The sequence below is a fragment of the Pseudorhodoferax sp. Leaf274 genome (assembly GCF_001422445.1).
GTDB lineage: Bacteria > Pseudomonadota > Gammaproteobacteria > Burkholderiales > Burkholderiaceae_C > Pseudorhodoferax.
Map to the genome: position 1 here is coordinate 55,978 of NZ_LMNA01000025.1, position 23,982 is coordinate 79,959.

A 23,982-nucleotide genomic window follows, 5' to 3' on the forward strand; every position below is an offset into this window, starting at 1 on the left:
GAAAATGAAACCAGCAGGCATCTTGGACCTGGTGCACGGCACTGCGGCGGTGCCGCAACCATTCGTCACACGGCACTGCGGATTGCGCTTACTCCCAGCTGACATCCGCCGCGAACAGGTAGCCCGCGCCGTAGACGGTCTTGATGATGGCGGGCTCGTGCGAATCGGGTTCGATCTTCTTGCGCAGGCGCGAGATGCGCACGTCGATGGTGCGGTCGGTGGGCGAGAGGTCGCGCTCGCCCATGAGCTGCTCGCGCGTGAGGATCTGGTGCGGCCGCTCGACGAAGCAGCGCAGCACCTGGGTTTCGGCCGTGCCCAGCAGGTGCTCGGTGCCGTCGGGCGCGCGCAGCACGTTGGCCGCGCAGTCGATGCGCCAGCCCAGGAAGTTCGCATAGCGGCGCTGGCCGGGCGCGGTGCCCGCCGCCGCACCGCGCCGGCGCAGGATGCTGCGCACGCGCGCCACGAGTTCGCGCGATTCGAAGGGCTTGGTCACGTAGTCGTCGCCGCCCAGCTCCAGGCCCATCACGCGGTCGGCCGTGTGGCCGCGGCCGGTCAGGATCAGCATGCCCGCGCTGGAGGCCGCGGCGATGCGGCGCATGAGGTCCAGGCCGTCCATGTCGGGCAGGCCCAGGTCGACGATGCACAGGTCGGGCTTTTCGAATTGCAGCCGGCGCAGCACGGCGCCGCCCGTGGCGAACACCTCGCAGGCGAAGCCGAAATCGCGCAGCGCGGCCAGCACGAGCCTGGCCACGTCGGCATCGTCCTCGATCACGTAGACCAACGCGGGCGGGGCGCTGGCGTCGTTGCCGGCGCGGTAGGGTGTCTCTGCACTCATGTCGCTCCTCGTTCGATGGCGGCGGCCAATTGTTCCGTCGTGAAGGGCTTGCGCAGCAGCGGGCTGCCGGCGTCCGTCGGCCAGTCGTTCGGCACGTTGCCGGTCATGATGACGACGGCCTTGGCGTACTGGCCGTCGCGCGCGGCCCGGGCCAGCTGCACGCCGTCCAGCGGGCCGGCCATGACGAGGTCGGTCAGCACGAGTGCGATGTCGGGCGTGGCGGCCAGCAGCTTGCGTGCTTCGGCCAGCTGTTCGGCCTCCAGCACCACGTAGCCCAGCTCCAGCAGGTTGCGCCGGACCACGCGCCGCACCTGGGCGTCGTCGTCCACAAGCAGGGCCAGGCCACGCTGGGGCGGCGCGGCGCGTGCGGCGGGGCGGGCCGCGCGCGGCGCTTCGGCCGGCGCCTGCGCAGCCGGCAGCCAGACCGAGACCGTCGTGCCTTCGCCTGGCACGCTGCGCACGTCCACCGCGCCGCCGGACTGCTTGATGAAGCCGTAGACCACGGCCATGCCCAGGCCGGTGCCGCGCCCGCCGCGCTTGGTGGTGAAGAAGGGCTCGAACAGGTGGGCCAGCGTGTGGGCGTCCATGCCGGTGCCGTTGTCCTGCACGTCGATGCGGATGGCATCGCCGGGCGAGAGCTGCAGCGGCGCGGCCGCGGCGGCGTCGATGCGCGTGGCGCAGGCGCGCAGCCGGATCTGCGCCTGCGCGCCCTTGGCCTCGCAGGCATCGCGCGCATTGAGCACCATGTTGATGAGCGCCTGCTCGAGCAGCGTGGGGTCGATCCAGGTCCACAGCGGCTCGCTGCCCGCGTCGATCGCCAGCTGCAGCGACTCGGGCAGCACGCGGCGCACCAGGCCGGCCACGGTGGCGAGCAGGGCGCCCACGCTGACCGAATGCGCCTCCAGTGGCTGGCGCCGCGCGAAGCTCAGCAGGCCCTTGACGAGCTCGGCGCCGCGGCGCGCGGCGCCCAGCGCGGGCAACACGTATTCCTGCGTGGCGCCGTCCTCGGGCTGGCTGCGCGCCAGCGCATCCAGGTTGCCGATGACCACGGTCAGGATGTTGTTGAAGTCGTGCGCGAGGCCGCCCGTCAGGTGGGTCAGCGATTCGAGCTTGTGCGCGCGCGCCAGCAGCACCTGGGCGCGGCGCTCCTCGGTGATGTCGAAGGTCAGCTCGAAGCATCCGCTGATGCTGCCGTCGCCCGCGCGCTCCGGAACCAGCGAGGTGCGCACGACGCGGCGGTCGCCCTGGGCCGTCTGCAGTTCGTATTCGAAGCTCTGCGCCTGGCCGCGCAAAGCGCGCAGCACGCGCGGGCGCACCCCGGCGTAGACCGCGTCGCCCAGGAAGGCGCGCGCGCTGACCTGGGCCGGCACGCGGGTGTCGACGCGGAACCATTCCTGGTAGGCGCGGTTCAGGTAGCGGTAGGTGCGGCCGGCATCGAAGAAGCCCACCAGCGCCGGGATCGAGTCCATCACCAGGCGCACGCGCTGCTCGCTGCGCTGCAGCTCGGCCGTGCGCTCGGCCACGCGGGCCTCCAGCTGCCCGGTGTGGGCGCGGATGGTGGCTTCGGCCTGGCGCTCGGCCGTCACGTCGGAGTACAGCGTCACGAAGCCGTGGCCGGGCACGGGCTCGCCGCGGATGCGCAGCACCTGGCCGCCCGGCCGCGTGCGCTCGATCTCGTGCGCACGGAACGCGCGCGCCGCTGCCACCCGCTCGGCCACGAGCGCGGCCGCATTGCCCGGGCCGTAGTCGCCGCGCTGGGCGTTGTAGTCGATGAAGCTCTCGAACGGCGCGCCCACATAGCCCATGGCCTCGGGAAAGTCGAGCAGCTTGAGATAGGCGCGGTTCCAGGCCACGAGCTTGAGGTCGCGGTCGAAGATGGACAGGCCGCGGTCCAGCAGGTCGAGGCCGGCCTGCAGCGTCAGGTAGCGCGCGAGCGGCGCGCTTGCTTCGGAGGACGGGTCGTGGGTGGGCATGGCGCAGGGGCCGAGCGTAACCCTTGCCGCGGCGCCGTGGCACCGTGCAAACATTTGTTAAGTTTGGGGCACCGTCCTGCAACGTTCCTGGGGGATGCTTGTGGCCGGAGCGGCGGGCGATGTGATGCAATCGCCCCGACCCATCCCAACCGCATCGTGCCTGAGGAGACCAGATGACCGAACCGACCAACGACCTGTACGCACCGCCGCCGGAGCTGGCCCGCAACGCCCATGTGTCGGGCCGTGCGGCCTACGACAAGCTGGTCGCCGAGTCCGAGACCGATCCCGACGGCTACTGGGGCGGCCTGGCGCGCGAGTTCATCAGCTGGAAGACGCCCTTCACGCAGGTGCTGGACAGCAGCCAGGCGCCGTTCTTCAAGTGGTTCGCCGACGGCACGCTGAACGTCTCGTACAACTGCCTGGACCGCAACGTCGAGCGCGGCCTGGGCGGCAAGACCGCCCTGGTCTTCGAAGCCGACGACGGCCAGGTCACGCGCGTGAGCTACAGCGAACTGCTCGAGCGCACCTGCCGCATCGCCAACGGGCTGCGTTCGCTGGGCGTGAAGAAGGGCGACCGCGTCGTCATCTACATCTCCATGTCGGTGGACGGCGTGGCCGCCATGCAGGCCTGCGCGCGCATCGGCGCCATCCATTCCGTGGTGTTCGGCGGCTTCTCGGCGCAGGCGCTGCGCGACCGCATCGCCGACACCGGCGCGTCCATCGTCATCACGGCCGACCAGCAGGTGCGCGGCGGCAAGCAGCTGCCGCTCAAGGCCATCGTCGACGAAGCCATCGGCCTGGGCGGCTGCGAGAGCGTGCGCAACGTGCTGGTGGCCCGCCGCACCGGCGGTGCGGTGCCGTTCCAGGCGCCGCGCGACCTGTGGCTGGACGAACTGACCGAAGGCCAGCCCTCCACCTGCGAGCCCGAATGGGTGGAGGCGGAGCATCCCTTGTTCCTGCTCTACACCTCCGGCTCCACCGGCAAGCCCAAGGGCGTGCAGCACTCCACCGGCGGCTACCTGCTGCAGGCCGCGGTGACGACCAAGTGGACCTTCGACCTCAAGGACGACGACGTGTTCTGGTGCACGGCCGACATCGGCTGGGTGACGGGGCACAGCTACATCGCCTACGGGCCGCTGGCGCTGGGGGCCACCGAGATCGTGTTCGAGGGCGTGCCGACCTACCCGGACGCGGGCCGCTTCTGGAAGATGATCCAGGACCACAAGGTGACGGTGTTCTACACCGCGCCCACCGCGATCCGTTCGCTGATCAAGGCGGCCGAGGGCAACGAGGTGGTGCACCCCAAGCAGTACGACCTGACCAGCCTGCGCATCCTGGGCTCGGTGGGCGAGCCCATCAACCCCGCCGCCTGGGAGTGGTACCACCACCACGTGGGCGGCGGCCGCTGCCCCATCGTCGACACGTTCTGGCAGACCGAGACCGGCGGCCACATGATCACGCCGCTGCCGGGCGCCACCACCCTGGTGCCGGGCTCGTGCACGCTGCCGTTCCCGGGCATCGCGGCGGCCATCGTCGACGAGACGGGCAACGACGTGCCGCACGGCCATGGCGGCATCCTGGTCGTCAAGCGTCCCTGGCCCGGCATGATCCGCACCATCTGGGGCGACGCGGAGCGCTTCGTCAAGAGCTACTACCCGCCCGAGCTCAAGGGCTACTACCTGGCCGGCGACGGCGCCATCCGCGACGCGCAGACGGGCTACTTCACCATCACGGGCCGCATCGACGACGTGCTGAACGTCTCGGGCCACCGCATGGGCACGATGGAGATCGAGTCCGCGCTCGTGGCCAAGACCGACCTCGTGGCCGAGGCCGCGGTGGTCGGCCGGCCCGACGAGACCACGGGCGAGGCGGTCTGCGCCTTCGTCGTGCTCAAGCGCCCGCGCCCGCACGGCGAAGAGGCCAAGCAGATTGCCAAGGAGCTGCGCGACTGGGTGGCCAAGGAGATCGGCCCCATCGCCAAGCCCAAGGACATCCGCTTCGGCGACAACCTGCCCAAGACGCGCTCGGGCAAGATCATGCGGCGGCTGCTGCGGTCCATCGCCAAGGGCGAAGCCATCACCCAGGACACCTCGACGCTGGAAAACCCCGCAATACTGGATCAGTTGGCGCAGTCCAACTGATCCGGTCGCGCCGCAGGCGCGGGCGCGCAGCGCTTGCGGAGTTGGACGGCACTCATATCGCCGCAGGCGATGTGATGTGCCGGCAAAACCCCGCAATACTGGATCAGTTGGCGCAGTCCAACTGAAGCAAGCGGACGCTTGACGGGCGGCATTGCACAAGCCGCCCGGAATCCGGTAAAACCCCAGGCTTTGCGGGCATGCGCGAGCCACGCGAGGGGGAATTCCGATGTCTGAACTGGTCATGGTCCTGGTCGGCGCTGCCGTGCTGTTGCTGTGGTGGCGCCGGGTCCGGCCACGCGTCGACCCGATGGGCGACCTCTATGCGCTGGCCGTGTCGGATTTCGGCGCCAGCGCCGGCAGCGGCACGCAGGCCACCGAGCTGCACCACTGGCAGCCGCTGGGCCGCTTCGATTTCGAGATCGTCGACACGGAGCGCCACCAGGCCGTGCTGCGCGCGGCGCTGGCGGACATCGGCGCCCTGTGCAGGGCGACCCTGCATGCGCCCAGGGAGGTTGGGGGCCGCGTCGAAGTGCGCTTGGGCGACCACCGTGTGGGCTTCCTGTCCGATGGCGACGCGTCGCGTTTCCAGCGCCGCCTGGCCTATGAGGGCCGCCCGGGACAGACCAGCCAATGCGGGGCCCGCATCGTGGCCGGCAGCGCGGCCAACCGCCAGCCGGTCACCATCCTGCTGGACCTCAAGCCATTTCGGCACTGAGGCTCAGGAAGCGACGTTCAAGTACGCCCCAGCAGCAGCCGCTTGCGCGGGGCAGGTTCCGGCAAGGCCAGCTGTGCCTCGCGCGCGACGCGCACGCAGTCCTTGAGATGTTCTTCGCCGAGGAAACGGATGGCGCTGTATCCGACCATGGCAGAGATGGCCTGGCCGGCGAACGGCACGTATTTGGCGGCCTGCTTGGCCGTGAGCCGCATGCCCACCGCGGCGGCGGCCTTGAGCACGAGGTCGCGCGTGATGAACTTGCCGATGAGCACGGAGCCGACCATGTTGACGGCTTTTTGCACCTGGTCGCGCTGGCGTGGCTCCAGCCGCTCGATCTGTTCGGGCGTGAGGCCGAACTCGGCGCTCACGGCCGGGATCAGGCGCGAAAGAACGGCCGCGTCGACAGCCCAGTCCAGGCCTGGCACCGGCATGGCGCTGGCGGCAGCCGCCACCATGGCCTTGCCGTGCAACAGGCGCCGGCCACGCCGGACGGCCGCGACGAGGCGGTCGTCGCCCTGGGCCAGTTCCAGCGCGGTTGCCATGGCGGCTCTTCTGCGGCTTACCTGCCCTTGACCATTCCGTAGATCACCAGCAGCACGATGGCGCCGACGATGGAGGCGATCCACCCGGCCGGATCGCCCACGGCATACCAGCCCATCTTCTGGCCGGCCCAGCTCGCCAGCAGGGAGCCGGCGATGCCGAGGATGGACGTCATGACGATGCCCAGCTTGTCGTTGCCGGGCTTCAATGCACGGGCCAGGAGACCGACGATGAAGCCGACGATGATGGTGCCGATCAAGGAAAACATGGTGCTTGCAGTTGGAGTGGAAAAACTGCGGGCAATTTACCTGAGCCGGTGCGGCCGTCTTGTCAGGAAGTTTCCAGTTGTTCCGACAGGCCCAGCCACTCTTCTTCCTGCGCGGCGAGCTGTTCGCCGACCTGCTTGAGCCGGCGGCCAGCCTCGGCCATTTCGGCCGGTGCGAGCGGCTGGCTGAGGCGTTGTTCGAGCACCGCCTTCTCCTCGGTCAGCGCCGCCATGCTGCGGTCGAGCTTGTCGATCTGCTTGCGCAGGGGGCGCAGGCGCTCGGCCTGCTCCTGGCGCCGCTGGGCGTCCTGCTTGCGCTGGTCCGCCGAGGCGGGGGCAGGGGCGGGTGCGGGGGCTGTGGCCTCGGCCTTCGGCGCGGGGGCTGCCTTGAGCGCCTCGCGCAGGCGCTTCGATTCCTCGAGCAAATAGCGCTGGTAGTCGTCCAGGTCGCCGTCGAACGGCTCCACGCCGCCGCGCGAGACCATCCAGAACTCGTCGCAGACCGAGCGCAGCAGCGCCCGGTCGTGGCTGACCAGCATGACCGTGCCTTCGAACTCGTTGAGCGCCATGGCCAGTGCCTCGCGGGTGGCCAGGTCCAGGTGGTTGGTCGGCTCGTCGAGCAGCAGCAGGTTGGGGCGCTGCCAGACGATCATGCACAGCACCAGGCGCGCCTTCTCGCCGCCGCTCATGCTGCCCACGGCCTGCTTGACCATGTCGCCGCTGAAGTTGAAGGTGCCGAGGAAGCTGCGCAGGTCCTGCTCGCGCGTGCCCTGGCCGGCGAGCCGGCCGGCGGCCGTGGTCTCCTTGACCAGGCCGATCATGTGCTCCAGCGGCGTGTCCGCCGGGTGCAGCACGTCGAGTTCCTGTTGCGCGAAGTAGCCGATGTTCAGGCCCTTGCCTTCGAGGATCTCGCCCTGGATCGGCTTGAGCGCGCGCGCCACCGTCTTGACCAGCGTCGACTTGCCCTGGCCGTTGGCGCCGAGGATGCCGATGCGCTGGCCGGCCAGCACCGATTTGTTGACCTTCTGCACGATGACGGTGGGGCCGGCGCCCGCGGGCGCGTCTTCCGGCGGCGGGTAGCCGAAGGTGGCGTCCGACATCGACAGCATCGGGTTGGGCAGGTTGGCCGGTTCCTTGAACTCGAAGGTGAACTCGGCCTCGGCCAGCAGCGGTGCGATCTTCTCCATGCGGTCCAGCGCCTTGACCCGGCTCTGCGCCTGCTTGGCCTTGCTGGCCTGGGCCTTGAAGCGGTTGATGAACTTCTGCAGGTGGGCGATCTTGTCCTGCTGCTTGGCGAACGAGGCCTGTTGCAACTCCATCTTCTCGGCGCGCATGTCCTCGAACTTGGTGTAGTTGCCGCCGTAGCGGTTGAGCTTGGCGGCCTCGATGTGCACCGTCACGTCGGTGATGGCGTCGAGGAATTCGCGGTCATGGCTGATGACCAGCAGCGTGCCCATGTAGCGCTTGAGCCAGGCTTCCAGCCAGACCAGGGCGTCCAGGTCCAAGTGGTTGGTCGGCTCGTCGAGCAGCATCAGGTCGGACGGGCACATCAGCGCGCGCGCCAGCTGCAGGCGCATGCGCCAGCCGCCCGAGAAGCTGTTGACGGGGTTGTCGAGCTCGGTGGTCTTGAAGCCCAGGCCGAGGATCAGCGCCTGCGCGCGCGCCTGTGCGTCGCCCGAGCCCGCGTCGTACAGGGCCATGTAGGCATTGGCCATGCGCTCGCCGTCGTCGGAGGCCTCGGCTGCAGCCACTTCCTGCTGCGCGGCCAAGAGCGTGGTGTCGCCTTCGATCACGAAGTCGGTGGCGCTCTGGGCGGTCTCGGGCATGTCCTGCGCCACCTGGGCGAGGCGCCACTGCGGCGGCACGTAGAAATCGCCGCCGTCTTCGTGCAGCGTGCCGTTGAGCAGCGCGAACAGCGTGGACTTGCCGGCGCCGTTGCGGCCGACCAGACCGACCTTCTCGCCGGGGTTGATGGTGACGCTGGCGCTGTCGAGCAGCACCTTGGCGCTGCGGCGCAGGACGACGTTCTTGAGGGTGATCATGGTGATGAGGATCACCACGCTGCGGTGACCGAAAGGATTAAAGGAGGCTGAGTGCTTCGCGCGTCACCAGCAGCACCTGGTCAGCGCCAGCGCTGGTGTCCAGCCACACGACCTCGAGCGCCGGGAAGGCGGCTTCGAAGTAGGGGCGCTCATTGCCGATTTCCAGCACCAACACCGCCAAAGGGGACATTTTCGCAGAAACCCCCTGCAGCAGTCGGCGGACAAAGTCCATCCCGTCTTTCCCGCCCGCCAGCGCCAGCGCCGGTTCGGCCTGGTACTCGGCCGGCAGGGCGGCCATGCTGTCGCTGTTCACGTAGGGCGGGTTGCACAGCACCAGATCGAACGGGCCGGACACCTGGGCCAGGCCATCGGACTCGACCAGCGCGATGCGCCCGGCCAGATCGTGCTTGTCGACGTTGATGCGGGCCACGGCCAGCGCCTCGGGCGACAGGTCTGCCGCTTCGACCTGCACCTCGGGCCAGGCCATGGCGGCCAGCACCGCCAGGCTGCCGTTGCCGGTGCACAGGTCGAGCACGCGGCGCGTGTGCTCGCCCAGCCAGGGGTCGATGCTGCCGTCGGCCAGCAGCTCGGCGATGAAGGAGCGCGGCACGATGGCGCGCTCGTCCACGTAGAAGGGCACGCCCTGCAGCCAGGCTTCGCGCGTGAGGTAGGCCGCAGGCTTGCGGCTGGCGATGCGCTCGTCCAGCAGCGCATCGATTCGGGCCTGGCCGTCGGCGTCCACCGGCTGCCCGGCCACGTCGTCCAGCGTATCCAGCGGCAGGCCCAGGCGCCACAGCACCAGCCAGGCGGCCTCGTCGAATGCGTTGGTGGTGCCGTGGCCAAAGCCGACGCCCGCCTGTTCCAGCCGCGCCGCCGCGGCCTCGATGGTCAGCAGGACCGTGCTCACCGCAGCGACCGGTCCAGCCGCTCCAGCACGCCGCGGTAGATGTTCTTGAGCGGCTCGATGTCGGCCACCCGCACGTTCTCGTCGATCTTGTGGATCGTGGCGTTGGGCGGGCCGAGTTCGATCACCTCGGGGCAGATCTGGGCGATGAAGCGGCCATCGCTGGTGCCGCCCGTGGTCGACAGTTCGGTGGCCAGGCCGGTTTCCGCCGCGATGGCCGCGCGCACGGCCTCGACCAGCGGGCCGGGCGTGGTCAGGAACGGGCGCCCGCCGATGGTCCAGTCGAGCCGGTACTCCAGGCCGTGGCGGTCCAGCACCTCGCGCACGCGCTGCTGCAGGCCCTCGGCCGTGGACTCGGTGCAGAAGCGGAAGTTGAAGTCGACCACCACCTCGCCCGGGATCACGTTGCTCGCGCCGGTGCCGCCGTGGATGTTGCTGACCTGAAAGCTGGTGGGCTGGAAAAAATCGTTGCCGCGGTCCCATTCGGTGGCGGCCAGTTCGGCCAGCACGGGCAGGGCCTGGTGGATCGGGTTGCGCGCCAGCTGCGGGTAGGCGATGTGGCCCTGGATGCCCAGCACCGTGAGCTTGCCGCCCATGGTGCCGCGCCGGCCGTTCTTGACCATGTCACCGGTCTGCTCGACCGAGGTCGGCTCGCCGACGATGCACCAGTCCAGCTTCTCGCCGCGTGCACGCAGGCGCTCGCAGACGACCACCGTGCCGTCGCGCGCCGGGCCTTCCTCGTCGCTGGTCAGCAGCAGTGCGATCGACAGCGCGGGCTGCGGCGTGGCGGCCAGGAACTCCTCGGTGGCGACGACGAATGCCGCCAGCGAGGTCTTCATGTCGGCGGCGCCGCGGCCGTAGAGCCGGCCGTCGCGGTGCGTGGGCGTGAACGGGTCGCTCGTCCACTGCGCGAGCGGGCCGGTGGGCACCACGTCGGTGTGCCCGGCGAAGACCAGCGTGCGCGCCGTGGCCGCGCTGCCGGCGCGGCGCGCCCACAGGTTGCGCACGCGGAAGTCGTCGGGGCCGCTGACGATGGATTCGCAGGCAAAGCCCAGCGGGGCCAGGCGTTCTGCGATCAAGGCCTGGCATTGGCCGTCTTCGGGGGTGATGGAGGGCTGGGCGATCAGCTGTTCGGCCAGGCGCAGGGTGCTATGCATGGGGTCAAGTCTTCACGTCCAGCGTGATCTCGGTGAACGAAGGTTCGTCGTCCGGCTCGGCGGGCGCCTGGGCCATGGCGCCGCGCGTGAAGTCGTTCTGCAGCCGCCACATCAGGTTGGTGGCCGAATCGGCGTGGCTCAGGCCCTCCTGGCGCTCGATCACGCCTTCGGTGATGAGCCGCGCGATATCGGCCTCGAAGGTCTGCGAGCCTTCGGCGATGGACTTCTCCATGGCCTCCTTGACGCCAGAGAAGTCGCCTTGCTCGATCATCTCGGACACCAGCGCGGTGTTCATGAGGATCTCGACGGCCGGCACGCGCTCGCCGCGCACCGTGCGCAGCAGGCGCTGCGACACCACGGCCTGCAGCACCGCGCCCAGGTCGCCCAGCATGGTGGGCCGCACCTCGACCGGGTAGAAGTTCAGGATGCGGTTGAGCGCCTGGTAGCTGTTGTTGGCGTGCAGCGTGGCCAGGCACAGGTGGCCGGTCTGGGCGTAGGCGATGGCGGCCGACATGGTCTCGCGGTCGCGGATCTCGCCGATCAGGATCACGTCGGGTGCCTGGCGCAGCGCGTTCTTGAGCGCCACCTGCAGCGACTGCGTGTCGGTGCCGATCTCGCGCTGGTTGACGATGGACTTCTTGTTCTTGAACAGGAACTCGATCGGCTCCTCGATGGTCAGGATGTGCCCGCTCTGGCGCTCGTTGCGGTGGTCCATCATGGCCGCCAGCGTCGTCGTCTTGCCGGCGCCCGTGGCCCCGACCACGAGCAGCAGGCCGCGCCGGCGCTGCACCAGGTCGGCCAGCACCGGCGGCACGTTGAGCGATTCCAGCGTCGGGATCTCGGTGTTGATGTAGCGCACCACCACCGCGTAGCTGCCACGCTGGCGCATGGCGCTGACGCGGAACCGCCCGACGCCGCTGAGCGACACCGCGGCGTTGAGCTCGCCGGTGCGGTCGAGCTCCTGGATCTGCTGCGCCGACATCACCTCGGCCAGCAGCTTGACGGGCGCATCGAAGGGCAGCACCTGGCTGTTGATCGGCACCGTCAGCCCGTTGATCTTGAGCTGCGCCGGTGCATTGGCCGACAGGAACAGGTCGGAGGCTTTTTTCTCCTGCATCAGGCGCAGGATGCGTTCCATCGTACTCATGGGCTGGCCTCCGTGTGGTGCGCTCAGTCGCGCAGCAGGTCGTTCAGGCTGGTTTTGGCGCGGGTCTGCGCGTCGACCGTCTTGACGATGACGGCGGCGTAGGTCGAGTAGTCGGTGCCGTTGGCCGTCTTCTTGTGCAGCGCGCCGCTGATGACCACGCTGCCGGCAGGCACGCGGCCGTAGACGATCTCGCCGGTGTCGCGCTTGAAGATCGGCGTGCTCTGGCCGATGTACACGCCCATGCCCAGCACCGAGTTCTCTTCGACGATCACGCCCTCGACCACTTCGGAACGCGCGCCGATGAAGCAGTTGTCCTCGATGATGGTCGGGTTGGCCTGCAGCGGCTCCAGCACGCCGCCCAGGCCCACGCCGCCGGACAGGTGCACGTTCTTGCCGACCTGGGCGCAGCTGCCCACGGTGGCCCAGGTGTCGACCATCGTGCCCTCGTCGACGTAGGCGCCGATGTTCACGTAGCTCGGCATCAGGATCGCGCCCTTGGCGATGAAGCTGCCGCGGCGCGCCACGGCCGGCGGCACCACGCGCACGCCGGTGGCCTTCATCTCGTCGGCCGACAGGTGGGCGAACTTGGTGGGCACCTTGTCGTAGAAGCCCAACTGGCCGGCCTGGACGACCTCGTTGTCCTTCAGGCGGAAGGACAGCAGCACGGCCTTCTTGATCCACTGGTGCACCGTCCACTGGCCCACGCCTTCGCGGGTGGCCACGCGCAGCTTGCCGTTGTTGAGTTCGGCGATCACGTGCTCGACGGCGTCCTGCACCTCCTTGGGGGCGGACTGGGGCGACAGGCTGGCGCGGTTCTCCCAGGCGTTGTCGATGGTGGTTTGAAGCTGTTGGCTCATGCTGTTTGCGGTCTCGATTGGATGAATTGAACGATGCGCTGCGCGGCTTCCACGCATTCGGCGGTCTCGGCCACCAGGGCCATGCGCACGCGTCCCTGGCCGGGATTGAAGCCAGCGGCCTCGCGTGCGAGATAGCTGCCGGGCAGGACCGTCACATTGTATTGAGCGAGCAGTTCGCGGGCGAAGCGCGCATCGCTGCCCTCGGCCGGCTCGCCCGGGCGCAGCGGCACGCCGGCCCACAGGTAGAAGGCCGCGTCGGGCAGGCGCACGTCCATGACCTCGGCGAGCAGCGGCGTGACGGCCGCGAACTTCTCGCGGTACATGGCGCGGTTGGCCTGGACATGCACCTCGTCGTTCCAGGCCGCGATGGACGCGGTCTGCACCACCGGGCTCATGGCGCTGCCGTGGTAGGTGCGGTACAGCAGGTATTGCCTGATCAGCGCGGCATCGCCGGCGACGAAGCCCGAGCGCATGCCCGGCACGTTGCTGCGCTTGGACAGGCTCGTGAACGCCACGATGTTGCGCAGGTCGCTGCGACCCAGCTGCGCCGCGGCTTCCAGGCCGCCCAGCGGCGGTGCGTCGCCGAAGAAGATCTCGCTGTAGCACTCGTCGGAGGCGATCACGAAGCCATGGCGGTCCGACAGCTCGAACAGCTTGCGCCATTCTTCCAGCGGCATCACCGCGCCGGTGGGGTTGCCGGGCGAGCAGACGTAGAGCAGCTGCGTGCGGGCCCAGACGTCGGCGGGCACGCTGTCCCAATCGACCGCAAAGTTGCGCGCCGGGTCGCTCGGGACGTAGTACGGCTGGGCGCCGGCCAGCAAGGCCGCGCCTTCGTAGATCTGGTAGAACGGATTGGGGCAGACGACCAACGGAGCCCCCCCGCTCGCCACTTCGTGTGCGTCGCTGCCCCCCGAGGGGGTGTCGCCCGCCTTGGGGCGGCCCGGCGCCGGTAGGGTCTTGGCCCGCGTCGGATCGACCACGGTCTGCGCGAACGCGAACAAGGCCTCGCGGGAGCCGTTCACCGGCAGCACCTGGGTGGCGGCGTCCAGCGCCAGGCCGTAGCGGCGCTGCAGCCAGCCCGTGAACGCCGCGCGCAGTTCGGGCGTGCCCGCCGTGGGCGGGTAGCCGGCCAGGCCGTCGTGCAGGGCGCCGGCCAGCGCGGCCTGGATGAAATCGGGCGTGGGGTGCTTGGGTTCGCCGATGCCCAGGCTGATCGGGCGCAGCCCCGGCGGCGGCGTGACGCCGGAAAACAACTGGCGCAGCCGTTCGAACGGGTAGGGCTGCAGGCGGGCGAGCAGGGGATTCATGGGGCGCGATTATCGGGGCGGCCATCCGCACCGGCGCAGCCATGACCCCGGTCACCGCCGCGGGCACACGGCGCTGGTCAGCCGCAGGGCTTGTTGGTATGTTCCGCGCCATATGTCTGCTCCAGTGACGGAACCCCTGGCCGCTTGCGGCGTCCGGCGCCTGCTCGTGATCGACGACCACGCCCTGGTGCGCATGGGCGTGCGCACCCTGGTCATGCAGCAGTTCTCGGCCTGCTACGACGTGGACGAAGCCGGCACGCTGGAGCAGGGGCTGGCCCGCCTGGCCACGGCGCAGGGCACCATCGCCCTGGTGCTGCTGGACCTGCAACTGCCCGACGCCAAGGGCTTCGCGGGCCTGCGCATCCTGCGGCGCGACCATCCCGGCGTGCCCGTGGTGGTGCTCAGCGGCGCGCAGGACCTGCGCATCCGCGAGGAGGCCATGCGACTGGGCGCGCGCGCCTACATCAGCAAGTCGGCCGATGCGGGCGCCATGGACGCCTGGGTCGAAGTGCTGCGCCAGCATGCCGAGCCGCAGGCGGCGGCGTCGGCGCAGGCACCGGGCTCGGCCGCGGTGCGCACGGCCCAGGGCCTGGGGCTGAGCCCGCGCCAGGTGCAGGTGCTCGAGCTGCTGCTGGCCGGCCTGGACAACCAGGCCATTGCACTGGAGACCGGCCTGACGCTGGGCACGGTGAAGAACTGCGTGTCGTCCATCTTCCTGGGCTTCAACGTGCGTTCGCGCGCCGAGCTGCTGGGGATGTTCCCGACATGAGCGCGGCATCGGGCCGCCCCGTGCCGGCCTGCGCCCGCCTGGCGGGACGGGGTCCAGGACCCAGGGTGCCTCCATGAATGCCGTCCTGCCCGCGCCCAAGGCCCCTGCATGGCGGCGCCTGCTGCTGCACGAGGAACTGGTCGATGCCCAGCGCGGCGCCGACGCCATGCGCCCGGTGCGGCGCGCCCAGCTGGAACTGCTGCTGCAGAAGTTCAGCCTGGCCGCGTCCATCGCGGCCGCGCTGTACGCGCTCGCGCTGTGGGCGTTGTTCTACGCGCTGGGGCCATCGCCCCGCGTGCTGGCCTGGGCCGTGCTCGTGCATGCGGTGCAGGCGCTGCGCTACACCCACACGCGCCGCCTGCTCGCGCGCGGGCCGGTGCCCGACGCCGAACTGGGCCCGGAACTGCACCGCCAGACCCGGCTGCTCTGGATGCTGGGCAGCGCGTGGGCGCTGGCGCCCTGGCTGCTGATGCGGCGTGGCGACACGGCGTCCATGGCGCTCATGGCGGTGTTCATCGTCGGCATGGTGTCCAGCGCGGCCGCGGTGCTGAGCTCGCACCGGCAGACGGTGGCCGCCTTCGTCGTGCCGGCCATGATCGGCCTGGTGCTGGCGCTGGCCTGGTCGGGCGGGCTGATCGGCTGGATCATGGCGCTGGCGCTCACGCAATACAGCTCCACGCTGATCAAGTGGACGGCGCAGCAAGTGGACCTGCTGGTCGATTCGCTGCAGGTGCGCTTCGACCGCGAAGACCTGGCGCTGCGCCTTGCGGAGCAGGTCGATCGCGTGGAGGCCGGCAGCCGCGAGAAGACGCGCTTCCTGGCCTCGGCCAGCCACGACCTGCGCCAGCCGCTGCACGCGGTGTCGCTGTTCACGGCCGTGCTGGAGCATGCGCTGGCGCAGGCGCCGCAGCGCGAGACGGTGGCGCGCCTGGCGCACTCGGTGCGCATGCTCGGCACCTCGCTGGACGGCATGCTGGACGTGTCGCGGCTGGACGCCGGCGCCGTGCAGCCGCGCATCGAGACGCTGGGCGTGCATGCCCTGTTCGTCTCGCTGCAGAACACCTACGGCGGCCGCGCGCAGGAAAAGGGCCTGCGCCTGCGCATCCGCGCGCCGGGAAACCTGCACGTGGCCAGCGACCGGTTGCTGCTCGAGCGCCTGCTCGGCAACCTGCTGGACAACGCCATCAAGTACACGGAGCAGGGCGGCGTGCTGGTGGCGGCACGGCCGGCGCGCCTGCCCGATGGCGGCCAGGCCGTGCGTTTCGAGGTCCTGGACACCGGCATCGGCATCGCGCCGGCCCAGCAGGCCCAAGTGTTCGAGGAGTTCTACCAGGTGGGCAATCCACAGCGCGACCGGGCCCAGGGGCTGGGGCTGGGCCTGTCCATCGTGCGGCGGCTGTCTGCGCTGCTGCAGCATCCGGTGCAGTTGCGGTCGCGCCCGGGCCGGGGCACCTGCTTCAGCGTGCTGGTGCGTGGCGTGCCGCCGGTCGCAGCCGCCGGGCTGCCGCTGCCGCACGCGCTGGCCCATGGCCGGCTGCCGGACCACGTGCTCGTGCTCGACGACGAGGCCGACAGCGCCATGGCCATGGCGGCCTGGCTCGGCATGCAGGGCTGCCAGGTGCGCGTGGCGACAGACGCGCCGGCCGCGCGGCTGGCACTGCAGCAGCATCCGGAGATCAACACCGTGGTGGCCGATTTCCGCCTGCCGGGCAGCGAGAGCGGGCTGGACTTCTTGGTGGACGTGCGCCGCAGCCTGCCGTCCATGCGCTGCCTGCTCGTGACGGGCGAGACCGCGCCCGAGCGCATCGCCGCGATCCGCGCCAGCGGTCTGCCCTGCCTGTTCAAGCCGGTGCAGCCCGAGCGACTGGTGGCGGCGCTCAGCCTTTCTGCAGCAGCTTGAGCACGCTGGAGAAATCCAGCGCGCCGTGGCCCGCCAGGCTGTGGGCGGCGTAGAGGTTGCGCGCCAGGCCGCCCAGCGGCGTGGCCGCTTTCACCGCAGCGGCGTTCTCCTGCGCCAGGCCCAGGTCCTTGAGCATCAGGTCGGTGCCGAAGCCGCCGGCATAGCCCTTGGACGCAGGCGATGTCTCCATCACGCCCGGCATCGGGTTGTACTTCTCCAGCGCCCAGTTGCCACCCGAGCTGCGCCGCATGATCTCGGACAGCACCTTGGGGTCCAGCCCGTTGGCCACGCCCAGTGCCAGCGCCTCCGAGGTGCCGATCATGAGGATGCCCAGCAGCATGTTGTTGCAGATCTTGGCGGTCTGGCCGGCACCGGCGTCGCCGGCGTGGAAGATGTTGGCGCCCATCTTCTCCAGCAGCGGACGGGCGCGTTCCAGGTCGGCGGTGCTGCCGCCGACCATGAAGGTCAGCGTGCCCGCGATGGCGCCGCCGGTGCCGCCGGAGACCGGCGCGTCGAGCACGGCAATGCCGCGCGCGGCGCCGGCTTCGGCCACCTTGCGCGAACTCGCGGCAGCGATCGTGCTGCTGTCGATCACCAGCGTGCCGGGCGCGATCTTGCCGATCAGGCCCTCTTCTCCGTTTCGACCCAGATACAACGCCTCCACGTGCTGGCTGGCCGGCAACATGCTGATGACGACTTCGGCGCCGTCCAGCGTGGCGGCGGCGGTCTCGGCGATGGCCAGGCCGTCGGCCGCGTACTTCTTGCACGCGGCTTCCGAGAGGTCGAACCCGCTGACCTGGTGGCCGGCCTTGTGCAGGTTCATGGCCATGGGGCCGCCCATGTTGCCGAGGCCGATGAATGCGATCTTCATGTGCTTGTCTCCGTCGATTGAATGTTCAGACGAGGCCTACGAGCTCGGGCGCCATCTCGCCGCGCGGGCGCAGGTGGTCCTCGACGAAGGCCGGTGTGATCTCGGCCAGGCTGGCCGGGCTCCACTTCGGGTTGCGGTCCTTGTCGACCAGCACGGCGCGGATGCCTTCGGCGAAATCCTTGTGCGCGCAAAAGCCCAGCGAAGCCCAGTACTCGAGCCGGAACACCTCGGCCAGCGACATGCGCGGCACGCGCTGCCACAGCGCGAAACTCACGGCGGCCGAGCTGGGCGCGCCCTTGGCGAACGCTTGGGCCGCGCCCTGCAGCCAGGGGTCGTCGCTCTGCAGGGCTGCCAGCCGCGCGGCGATGTCGTGGAGGTCTTCTCCGGCCATGAGCCGGTTGATCGTGTCGAAGTGCTCGCGCAGCTTGGATGCAGGCGCTTCTGCACCTTCGCCAGCATCGATCAGGATGCGCGAGAGCAGGGCGCGGTCGGCCTGCTCGTGGCCGCTCCACGCCGTGGAGGCGATGCGCTGCAGCACCTGGGCCTTGCGCTCGTGCGGCACGAGGTGGTCGGCCTGGCCCACGAACAGCGCGTCGTTGGCGTTGAAGTTGGCGGCCGTGAGGGCCAGGAACAGCCCCGTGCGGCCCGGCATGCGGCGCAGGAACCAGCTGCCGCCCACGTCGGGGTACAGGCCGATGTTGATCTCGGGCATGGCCAGCCGGCTCCTGGGCGTCACCACGCGGTGCGATGCGCCCGCCAAGAGGCCGATGCCGCCGCCCATCACGATGCCGTGGCCCCAGCACAGGAAGGGCTTGGGGAAGGTGTGGATGAGGTAGTCGAGTTCGTACTCTTCGCCGAAGAAGCGCTCGGCATAGGCGTTGCGCGCCGGGCCGCAGTCCAGCAGCGTCTGGTACAGCTGGCGCAGGTCGCCGCCGGCGCAGAAAGCCTTTTCGCCGGCCGCATCGAGCAGCACGCCGGCGATGCGCGCGTCTGCGGCCCAGGTGCGCAGCTGGGGCGTGAGCAGCCGCACCATGTCGACCGACAGCGAATTGAGCGAGGCCGGGGCGTTCAGCGTGGCCACGCCGAAGCGCCGGCCACCCTCGGCCTTGATTTCATCGAACAGGACTACGGCTTCAGTCATCGGATGTCCACGTCGCTTTCCAGCAGTTTGCGCGCCACGATGAGGCGCATGATTTCGTTCGTGCCTTCGAGGATCTGGTGCACGCGCGTGTCGCGCACCAGCCGCTCCAGCGGGAATTCGCCCAGGTAGCCATAGCCGCCGTGCAGTTGCAGCGCGTCGTTGCAGACGTTGAAGCCCGCATCGGTGGCGAAGCGCTTGGCCATGGCGCAGTAGGTGCTGGCGTCCCGGTGGCCGGCGTCCAGCTTGCTGGCGGCCAGGCGCACCATCTGGCGTGCGGCGACCAGTTCGGTCGCCATGTCGGCCAGCTTGAACTGCAGCGCCTGGAAGCTGGCCAGCGGCTTGCCGAACTGCTGGCGCTCGTGCAGGTAGCGGCGGGCTGCGTCCAGCGCGCCCTGGGCTGCGCCGACCGAGCAGGTGGCGATGTTGATGCGCCCGCCGTCCAGCCCCTTCATGGCGATGCGAAAGCCTTCGCCTTCCGCGCCGAGCAGGTGGTCGGCCGGGATGCGCACGTTGTCGAACGCGATGGTGCGCGTGGGCTGGCTGTTCCAGCCCATCTTGTGTTCCTTCTTGCCGTAGCTGATGCCCGGGGCGTCGGCCGGCACGGCGAAGGCCGAGATGCCGCCTGCGCCGCCACCGCCGGTGCGCGCCATCAGCACCAGCACGTCGGTGGCACCCGCGCCGGAGATGAAGGCCTTGCCGCCGTTGATGACGTACTCATTGCCCTGCAGTTCGGCCCGCGTCTTGAGGTTGCCGGCGTCCGAGCCTGCGCCGGGTTCGGTCAGGCAGTAGGAGGCGAGCTTGCGGCCGCTCGTGAGGTCGGCGCCCCAGCGCTCGCACACCGCTGGCGTGGCCCAGGTGCCCAGCATCCAGGTCGCCATGTTGTGGATGGTGATGAACGCCGTGGTGGAGGGGTCCACGGCCGCCATCTGTTCGAACACCAGCGCGGCGTCCAGCCGCGGCAGCGCCAGGCCGCCGATGTGCTCGGGCGCATACAGGCCGCAAAAGCCCAGGTCGCCGGCCTTGCCGATGGCGTCCCGCGGGAAGGTCTGCTCGCGGTCCCACTGCGCCGCATGCGGCGCCAGCTCGTGCGTGGCGAATTCCCGGGCGGTGTCGGCGAAGGCCTGTTGATCCTCGGAGAGTTCGAAGTCCATGGACCCGAACTTACTTCAAGCTGATCGTGGTGTTGACGCCTTGCGAGACCGTGCTGTCGTCGAACCAGCGCTCGGTGATGGTCTTGGTCTGCGTGTAGAACAGGATCACCTGCTTGCCATACGGCCCCAGGTCGCCGAGCTTGGAGGCGCGCGAACCCGAGAACGAGAACAGCGGCACCGGCACCGGGATCGGCACGTTGATGCCGATCTGGCCGACGTCGATGTCTTCCTGGAAGCGGCGCGCGGCCGCGCCGGACTGCGTGAAGATCGCCGTGCCGTTGCCGTTGGGGTTGCTGTTGATGAGTTCGATGGCCTCGTCGATGGTCTCGGCGCCGGCCAGGCAGATCACCGGGCCGAAGATTTCCTGGTCGTAGATGGCCATGCCGGGTTTGACGTTCGAGAACACCGTCGGCCCGACGAAGTTGCCCTTCTCGTAGCCGGGCACGGTGGGCTTGCGGCCGTCCAGGTCCAGCGTGGCGCCGTCCGCCAGGCCGCGCTCGATCAGGCCGTTGACACGGTCGTACGCCGCGCAGGAGACCAGCGGGCCGACATCGACACCCTTCTCGGTGCCGGCGCCGATCTTGAGCGTCTTGGCCTTCTCCACGAGGTCGGGGATCCAGTTGCGCGCCTCGCCGACCAGCACGGCGACCGAGACCGCCATGCAGCGCTGGCCCGCGGCGCCGAAGGCCGCACCGGCCAGTGCGTTGAGCGTCTGCTCCTTGTTGGCGTCGGGCATCACGATGGCGTGGTTCTTCGCGCCCATCATGCATTGGGCGCGCTTGCCGGCCAGCGTGGCGCGGTTGTAGACGTGGGTGCCGACCTTGGTCGAACCGACGAAGCTGATGGCCTTGATGTCCGGGTGGTCGCAGATCGCGTTGACGGCGGCTTCGCCACCGTGCACCACGTTCAGCACGCCGGGCGGAATGCCGGCCTGCAGCGCCAGTTCGCACAGGCGCATGGTGACCATCGGGTCCTGCTCGGAGGGCTTGAGCACGAAGGTGTTGCCGGTGGCAATGGCCATCGGGAACATCCACAGCGGGATCATGGCCGGGAAGTTGAAAGGCGTGATGCCGGCGCACACGCCCAGCGGCTGCAGCACGGTGTAGGTGTCAACGCCGTTGGCCACGTTGTTGGCCAGCTCGCCCAGCTGCAGGTTGCCGATGCTGGCGGCGTGCTCGACCACTTCGAGGCCGCGGAACACGTCGCCTTCGGCATCGGGCAGGGTCTTGCCCTGTTCGGCCGTGAGGATCGCGGCCAGTTCGGCCATGTTCTCGCGGATCAGCTGCTGGTACTTCAAGAAGATGCGCGCACGCGCGCCGATGGCCGTCTTGCGCCAGGTCTTGAAGGCGGTCTTGGCCGATGCGACGGCGGCGTCGATCTCGGCCGCGGTGGCGAAGGGCACGCGGGCCAGCACCTCCTGCGTGGCGGGGTTGACGATGTCGCGCCACTCGGTGCTGCGCGACTCGATGAATTGGCCGTCGATGAGCAGCTTGACGGTGGGCACGGCGGGTTCGGACTTGGGAAGTGCGGACATGGCAGGTCTCCGGGTATTGGTTTGGGGATCGCCGGCCATGCTACCTGTGCAAATTTCCATCTGCAATAGCAAACCAGGCTGTGCGACTCTGCAAATTTGCACAATACTCGCGGGCCATGGACTGGGACCACCTGCGCTATTTCCTCGAGCTGGCGCGCACGCGCAAGCTCAGCGCGGCCGCGCGGCGTCTGGACGTGCAGCACACCACGGTGTCGCGGCGCATCCGCGCGCTGGAGCAGCTGGTGGGCGCGCCGCTGTTCACGCGTTCGGGCGGCGAATACCTGGTCAGCGAGGCCGGCCGGCGGCTGCTGCCGCAGGTGGAGGCCATGGAAGTGGCCAGCCTGTCCGTTCTGGGCGCCGGGCCGGCGCGCGACGGCGAACTGTCGGGCGTGGTGCGCGTGGGGGCGACCGAGGGCTTCGGCACCGTGGTGCTGGCGCCCGTGCTGGCGCGCTTCGCACAGGCACACCCGCAGTTGGTGATCGACCTGCTGCCGCTGCCGCGCAACGTCAACCTGTCGCAGCGCGAGGCCGACATCGTGGTCTCGCTGGAGCGGCCGGTGCGCGGCAACGCGGTGGCAGCCCGGTTGTGCGACTACGTGCTGCGGCTGTATGCCTCGCCCGCCTATCTGGCGCAACACCCGCCCATCCGCAGCCGCGACGACCTGCCGCAGCACAGCTTCATCAGCTACATCGACGACCTGCTGTTCAGCAAGGAGCTGCGCTACCTGGCCGAACTGTGCCGCCCGCAGCGCTATGCATTGCGCAGCACCAGCGTGCTGGCCCAGCACCAGGCCGTTGCGCAGGGGGCGGGCATCGGCGTGCTGCCGGCCTTCCTGGCCGATGGCGATGCCCGCCTGTGCGCCGTGCTGCCCGAGCAGGCGCAGTTTGTGCGCACCTTCTGGATCTCGATGCCCAAGGAAAACCGCTCGGTGGCGCGCATCCAGGCCATCTGGAGTTTGTTGCGCTCAGCGGCTCAAACAGACAGCAGGCTGCGACCACTGGTCTGATTTCGAGACAGTTCCATCGCCGCGCTCTGGCCAGTGATGCGTGGGGTGCATTGAAGTGCTTAACATGCCCGTATTCACGTAGCTGGAGCAGGGCGATGGACATCGACGCGGCAGTCATGGCATGGAGACAGCTCCTCGGTGCGGAGCAGGTGCTAGACGCGGAGCAGGCGCAGGACGCATACGGCGCGGACACGGCAGCCAACGAGCGCGTGATACCGGCTGCGCTGCGCATTCTGGACAGCGGCCTGCTGCCCGAAGTGATGCGCATCGCGCAACAGTACAAGGTGCCGGTGCACCCCATCAGCACCGGCCGCAACTGGGGCTACGGCACATCGCTGCCGCCTGGCAACGGCAGCGTGCTGATCGACCTGGGCGGGCTGCGCAAGATCCTGCACTTCGACGCCGAGTTTGGCGTCGTCACGGTGGAGCCGGGCGTGACGCAGGGCATGCTGTCGGACTTCCTGGACGCGGGGCAGCACCCCTTCCTGGTGCCGGTGACAGGCGCGGGGCCGACCTGCAGCCTGCTGTCCAACGCACTGGAGCGCGGCTACGGCGTGACGCCGATCACGGACCACTTCGCCGCCGTCACCGACGTCGAGGCGGTGCTGGCCGACGGCTCGATCTACCGCACGGCCATGCACGAGGCGGGCGGGGAGGAGATTGCCCGCCTGTTCAAGTACGGCATCGGCCCGTACTCGGTCGGCCTGTTCACGCAGAGCGCGTTCGGCATCGTGACCAAGATGAGCATCGTGCTGGCCAAGCGGCCGGAGTGCGTCAAGGTCTGCTTGTTCAGCCTGAAGGACGACAGCCTGCTGGAGGCGGCGGCGGCCGCGATCCGCACCGTGCTGTCCAAGCTGCCAGGCACGGTCGGCGCCATCAACCTCATGAACCAGCACCGCGTGCTGGCCATGTCGGCACCGTACCCCGAGGGCCGGCTCGTCGACGGGCTGATCCCGGCCCAGGTCATCTCCGAACTCGGGGGGCAATACCAGATCTTCCCGTGGACGGGCTTCGGCACGCTGTATGGCACCAAGGGCGTGGTCGCAGCCGCGCAAAAGGAGATCAAGCGCGCGCTGGCCGGTATTGCGAGCCGGCTCATCTTCCTCACGCCGGCCACGGCCAAGACGCTTGCCAGGGCCGCGGCGCGGCTGCCGGGCGGGCTGGGCGAACGCATCGGCAGCACGGCGCAGACGCTGGCCCTGTCGCTGGAGCTGGTGGCCGGCCGCCCCAACGAGACGGCGCTGCCTCTGGCCTACTGGCGCAATCCCAATCCGCCCCGCGGCGCATTCCGCGACCCCGCACGCGACGGCAGCGGATTGATCTGGTATGCGCCGCTGGTGCCGATGCGCCCGGCCACGATGCGCAGCTACGTGAAGATGGTGCACGAGGTCACTGCCCGGCACGGCATCGAGCCGCTCATCACCTTCACGACGCTGAGCGACAAGCTGGTGGACAGCACCGTGCCCATCGTCTTCAAGCGCGACGACCCGCAGGCTGTGGCGGCCGCCAAGGCCTGCTACGCCGAACTCGTGCAGGCCGGGCGCGCGGCTGGCTATTTCCCGTACCGCGTGGGCATCGGCGGCATGTCGACGGTGGTGGGCCTGCAGGACACGGCCCGTGCCTTCCATGCCCGGCTGCACGATTGCCTGGATCCGAACGGAATCCTCTCGCCTGGGCGCTACCGCTGAGCAGCGTGAAATAATTCACACACATTTGTCACCAAAAT

At 69.5% G+C, this 23,982-nt stretch carries 20 protein-coding genes; 6 read left to right on the forward strand and 14 right to left on the reverse strand.

Annotated features, from left to right (window positions below; genetic code table 11):
* Window positions 1-88: 88 nt before the first annotated feature.
* Both ASF44_RS19370 and ASF44_RS19375 read right to left on the reverse strand, forming a co-directional pair.
* Complete coding sequence (locus tag ASF44_RS19370; RefSeq protein WP_056900886.1) at window positions 89-835, reverse strand: response regulator transcription factor; 747 nt, start codon at window positions 833-835, stop codon at window positions 89-91.
* The gene (locus ASF44_RS19375) at window positions 832-2,808 is read right to left on the reverse strand and encodes a PAS-domain containing protein (protein ID WP_056900887.1); all 1,977 of its coding nucleotides are present in this window, start codon (window positions 2,806-2,808) and stop codon (window positions 832-834) included. The genes ASF44_RS19370 and ASF44_RS19375 overlap by 4 nt, the downstream gene beginning before the upstream one ends.
* Window positions 2,809-2,981: 173 nt before the next feature.
* On the opposite strand from ASF44_RS19375, the gene acs reads away from it, so the two are divergent.
* Together acs and ASF44_RS19385 are read left to right on the forward strand one after the other, a co-directional pair.
* Window positions 2,982-4,949: an acetate--CoA ligase gene (acs, locus tag ASF44_RS19380; protein WP_056900888.1), complete on the forward strand. Its 1,968-nt coding sequence runs from the start codon at window positions 2,982-2,984 to the stop codon at window positions 4,947-4,949.
* 226 nt (window positions 4,950-5,175) lie between these two features.
* Window positions 5,176-5,664 (forward strand): hypothetical protein, encoded by a 489-nt coding sequence (locus tag ASF44_RS19385; protein ID WP_056900889.1) that lies wholly within the window; start codon window positions 5,176-5,178, stop codon window positions 5,662-5,664.
* Window positions 5,665-5,681: 17 nt separating this feature from the next.
* Here the strand turns inward: ASF44_RS19385 and ASF44_RS19390 are convergent, their stop codons facing one another.
* From ASF44_RS19390 to dapC, 8 genes are all read right to left on the reverse strand, one after another.
* Entirely contained in the window at window positions 5,682-6,206 is a 525-nt protein-coding gene (locus ASF44_RS19390; RefSeq protein WP_056900890.1) for a hypothetical protein, read from the reverse strand.
* Between the two features lie 17 nt (window positions 6,207-6,223).
* Window positions 6,224-6,472 carry a GlsB/YeaQ/YmgE family stress response membrane protein gene (locus ASF44_RS19395; protein WP_056900891.1) on the reverse strand — a complete coding sequence of 83 codons (249 nt, stop codon included), beginning with the start codon at window positions 6,470-6,472 and terminating at the stop codon, window positions 6,224-6,226.
* A gap of 62 nt (window positions 6,473-6,534) precedes the next feature.
* The gene (locus ASF44_RS19400; protein ID WP_056901125.1) at window positions 6,535-8,511 is read right to left on the reverse strand and encodes an ABC-F family ATP-binding cassette domain-containing protein; all 1,977 of its coding nucleotides are present in this window, start codon (window positions 8,509-8,511) and stop codon (window positions 6,535-6,537) included.
* A gap of 37 nt (window positions 8,512-8,548) precedes the next feature.
* Complete coding sequence (prmB, locus tag ASF44_RS32940; protein ID WP_056900892.1) at window positions 8,549-9,418, reverse strand: 50S ribosomal protein L3 N(5)-glutamine methyltransferase; 870 nt, start codon at window positions 9,416-9,418, stop codon at window positions 8,549-8,551.
* The gene (gene dapE / locus ASF44_RS32945) at window positions 9,415-10,572 is read right to left on the reverse strand and encodes a succinyl-diaminopimelate desuccinylase (RefSeq protein WP_056900893.1); all 1,158 of its coding nucleotides are present in this window, start codon (window positions 10,570-10,572) and stop codon (window positions 9,415-9,417) included. Before dapE ends, prmB begins: the two co-directional genes overlap by 4 nt.
* A 4-nt stretch (window positions 10,573-10,576) precedes the next feature.
* Window positions 10,577-11,719, reverse strand: a complete 1,143-nt coding sequence (locus ASF44_RS19415; protein WP_056900894.1) for a PilT/PilU family type 4a pilus ATPase — start codon at window positions 11,717-11,719, stop codon at window positions 10,577-10,579.
* 23 nt (window positions 11,720-11,742) lie between these two features.
* Complete coding sequence (gene dapD / locus ASF44_RS19420) at window positions 11,743-12,576, reverse strand: 2,3,4,5-tetrahydropyridine-2,6-dicarboxylate N-succinyltransferase (RefSeq protein ID WP_056900895.1); 834 nt, start codon at window positions 12,574-12,576, stop codon at window positions 11,743-11,745.
* A complete protein-coding gene (gene dapC, locus ASF44_RS19425) occupies window positions 12,573-13,883 on the reverse strand; it encodes a succinyldiaminopimelate transaminase (RefSeq protein ID WP_056900896.1) in 1,311 nt (436 codons plus the stop codon). Before dapC ends, dapD begins: the two co-directional genes overlap by 4 nt.
* A gap of 124 nt (window positions 13,884-14,007) precedes the next feature.
* Here dapC and ASF44_RS19430 point away from each other — a divergent pair, with 124 nt between their 5' ends.
* Together ASF44_RS19430 and ASF44_RS19435 are read left to right on the forward strand one after the other, a co-directional pair.
* The gene (locus ASF44_RS19430; protein ID WP_162243843.1) at window positions 14,008-14,652 is read left to right on the forward strand and encodes a response regulator transcription factor; all 645 of its coding nucleotides are present in this window, start codon (window positions 14,008-14,010) and stop codon (window positions 14,650-14,652) included.
* Between the two features lie 73 nt (window positions 14,653-14,725).
* Window positions 14,726-16,552, forward strand: a complete 1,827-nt coding sequence (locus ASF44_RS19435; RefSeq protein ID WP_056900898.1) for a hybrid sensor histidine kinase/response regulator — start codon at window positions 14,726-14,728, stop codon at window positions 16,550-16,552.
* On the opposite strand, the gene mmsB is transcribed toward ASF44_RS19435, so the two are convergent.
* Genes mmsB through ASF44_RS19455 form a run of 4 tightly spaced genes read right to left on the reverse strand, consistent with a single transcriptional unit; the run spans window position 16,530 to window position 21,249 of the window.
* Window positions 16,530-17,423: a 3-hydroxyisobutyrate dehydrogenase gene (gene mmsB / locus ASF44_RS19440; protein WP_056900899.1), complete on the reverse strand. Its 894-nt coding sequence runs from the start codon at window positions 17,421-17,423 to the stop codon at window positions 16,530-16,532. The genes ASF44_RS19435 and mmsB overlap by 23 nt on opposite strands.
* A gap of 25 nt (window positions 17,424-17,448) precedes the next feature.
* A complete protein-coding gene (locus tag ASF44_RS19445; protein WP_056900900.1) occupies window positions 17,449-18,564 on the reverse strand; it encodes an enoyl-CoA hydratase/isomerase family protein in 1,116 nt (371 codons plus the stop codon).
* Window positions 18,561-19,715 (reverse strand): acyl-CoA dehydrogenase family protein, encoded by a 1,155-nt coding sequence (locus ASF44_RS19450; RefSeq protein WP_056900901.1) that lies wholly within the window; start codon window positions 19,713-19,715, stop codon window positions 18,561-18,563. Before ASF44_RS19450 ends, ASF44_RS19445 begins: the two co-directional genes overlap by 4 nt.
* 10 nt (window positions 19,716-19,725) lie before the next feature.
* Window positions 19,726-21,249, reverse strand: coding sequence for a CoA-acylating methylmalonate-semialdehyde dehydrogenase (locus tag ASF44_RS19455; RefSeq protein ID WP_056900902.1), 1,524 nt, complete (start codon window positions 21,247-21,249; stop codon window positions 19,726-19,728).
* A gap of 116 nt (window positions 21,250-21,365) precedes the next feature.
* Between ASF44_RS19455 and ASF44_RS19460 the strand changes: the two genes are divergently transcribed.
* Window positions 21,366-22,256, forward strand: coding sequence for a LysR family transcriptional regulator (locus tag ASF44_RS19460; RefSeq protein WP_056900903.1), 891 nt, complete (start codon window positions 21,366-21,368; stop codon window positions 22,254-22,256).
* A 95-nt stretch (window positions 22,257-22,351) separates the two neighbouring features.
* On the forward strand, window positions 22,352-23,944 hold the full coding sequence (locus ASF44_RS19465) for an FAD-binding oxidoreductase (protein WP_056900904.1): 1,593 nt from the start codon (window positions 22,352-22,354) through the stop codon (window positions 23,942-23,944).
* Window positions 23,945-23,982 lie beyond the last annotated feature (38 nt).

Excerpts from the sequence above, each read along its gene's own strand:
- ASF44_RS19450 (WP_056900901.1), bottom strand. The coding sequence starts at position 19,715 with ATGGACTTCGAACTCTCCGAGGATCAACAGGCCTTCGCCGACACCGCC.
- ASF44_RS19460 (WP_056900903.1), top strand. The coding sequence starts at position 21,366 with ATGGACTGGGACCACCTGCGCTATTTCCTCGAGCTGGCGCGCACGCGC.
- ASF44_RS19435 (WP_056900898.1), top strand. The coding sequence starts at position 14,726 with ATGAATGCCGTCCTGCCCGCGCCCAAGGCCCCTGCATGGCGGCGCCTG.
- dapD (WP_056900895.1), bottom strand. The coding sequence starts at position 12,576 with ATGAGCCAACAGCTTCAAACCACCATCGACAACGCCTGGGAGAACCGC.
- dapC (WP_056900896.1), bottom strand. The coding sequence starts at position 13,883 with ATGAATCCCCTGCTCGCCCGCCTGCAGCCCTACCCGTTCGAACGGCTG.
- ASF44_RS19465 (WP_056900904.1), top strand. The coding sequence starts at position 22,352 with ATGGACATCGACGCGGCAGTCATGGCATGGAGACAGCTCCTCGGTGCG.
- ASF44_RS19415 (WP_056900894.1), bottom strand. The coding sequence starts at position 11,719 with ATGAGTACGATGGAACGCATCCTGCGCCTGATGCAGGAGAAAAAAGCC.
- ASF44_RS19370 (WP_056900886.1), bottom strand. The coding sequence starts at position 835 with ATGAGTGCAGAGACACCCTACCGCGCCGGCAACGACGCCAGCGCCCCG.
- acs (WP_056900888.1), top strand. The coding sequence starts at position 2,982 with ATGACCGAACCGACCAACGACCTGTACGCACCGCCGCCGGAGCTGGCC.
- mmsB (WP_056900899.1), bottom strand. The coding sequence starts at position 17,423 with ATGAAGATCGCATTCATCGGCCTCGGCAACATGGGCGGCCCCATGGCC.
- ASF44_RS19385 (WP_056900889.1), top strand. The coding sequence starts at position 5,176 with ATGTCTGAACTGGTCATGGTCCTGGTCGGCGCTGCCGTGCTGTTGCTG.
- dapE (WP_056900893.1), bottom strand. The coding sequence starts at position 10,572 with ATGCATAGCACCCTGCGCCTGGCCGAACAGCTGATCGCCCAGCCCTCC.
- ASF44_RS19375 (WP_056900887.1), bottom strand. The coding sequence starts at position 2,808 with ATGCCCACCCACGACCCGTCCTCCGAAGCAAGCGCGCCGCTCGCGCGC.
- ASF44_RS19400 (WP_056901125.1), bottom strand. The coding sequence starts at position 8,511 with ATGATCACCCTCAAGAACGTCGTCCTGCGCCGCAGCGCCAAGGTGCTG.
- ASF44_RS19445 (WP_056900900.1), bottom strand. The coding sequence starts at position 18,564 with ATGACTGAAGCCGTAGTCCTGTTCGATGAAATCAAGGCCGAGGGTGGC.
- ASF44_RS19455 (WP_056900902.1), bottom strand. The coding sequence starts at position 21,249 with ATGTCCGCACTTCCCAAGTCCGAACCCGCCGTGCCCACCGTCAAGCTG.
- ASF44_RS19390 (WP_056900890.1), bottom strand. The coding sequence starts at position 6,206 with ATGGCAACCGCGCTGGAACTGGCCCAGGGCGACGACCGCCTCGTCGCG.
- ASF44_RS19395 (WP_056900891.1), bottom strand. The coding sequence starts at position 6,472 with ATGTTTTCCTTGATCGGCACCATCATCGTCGGCTTCATCGTCGGTCTC.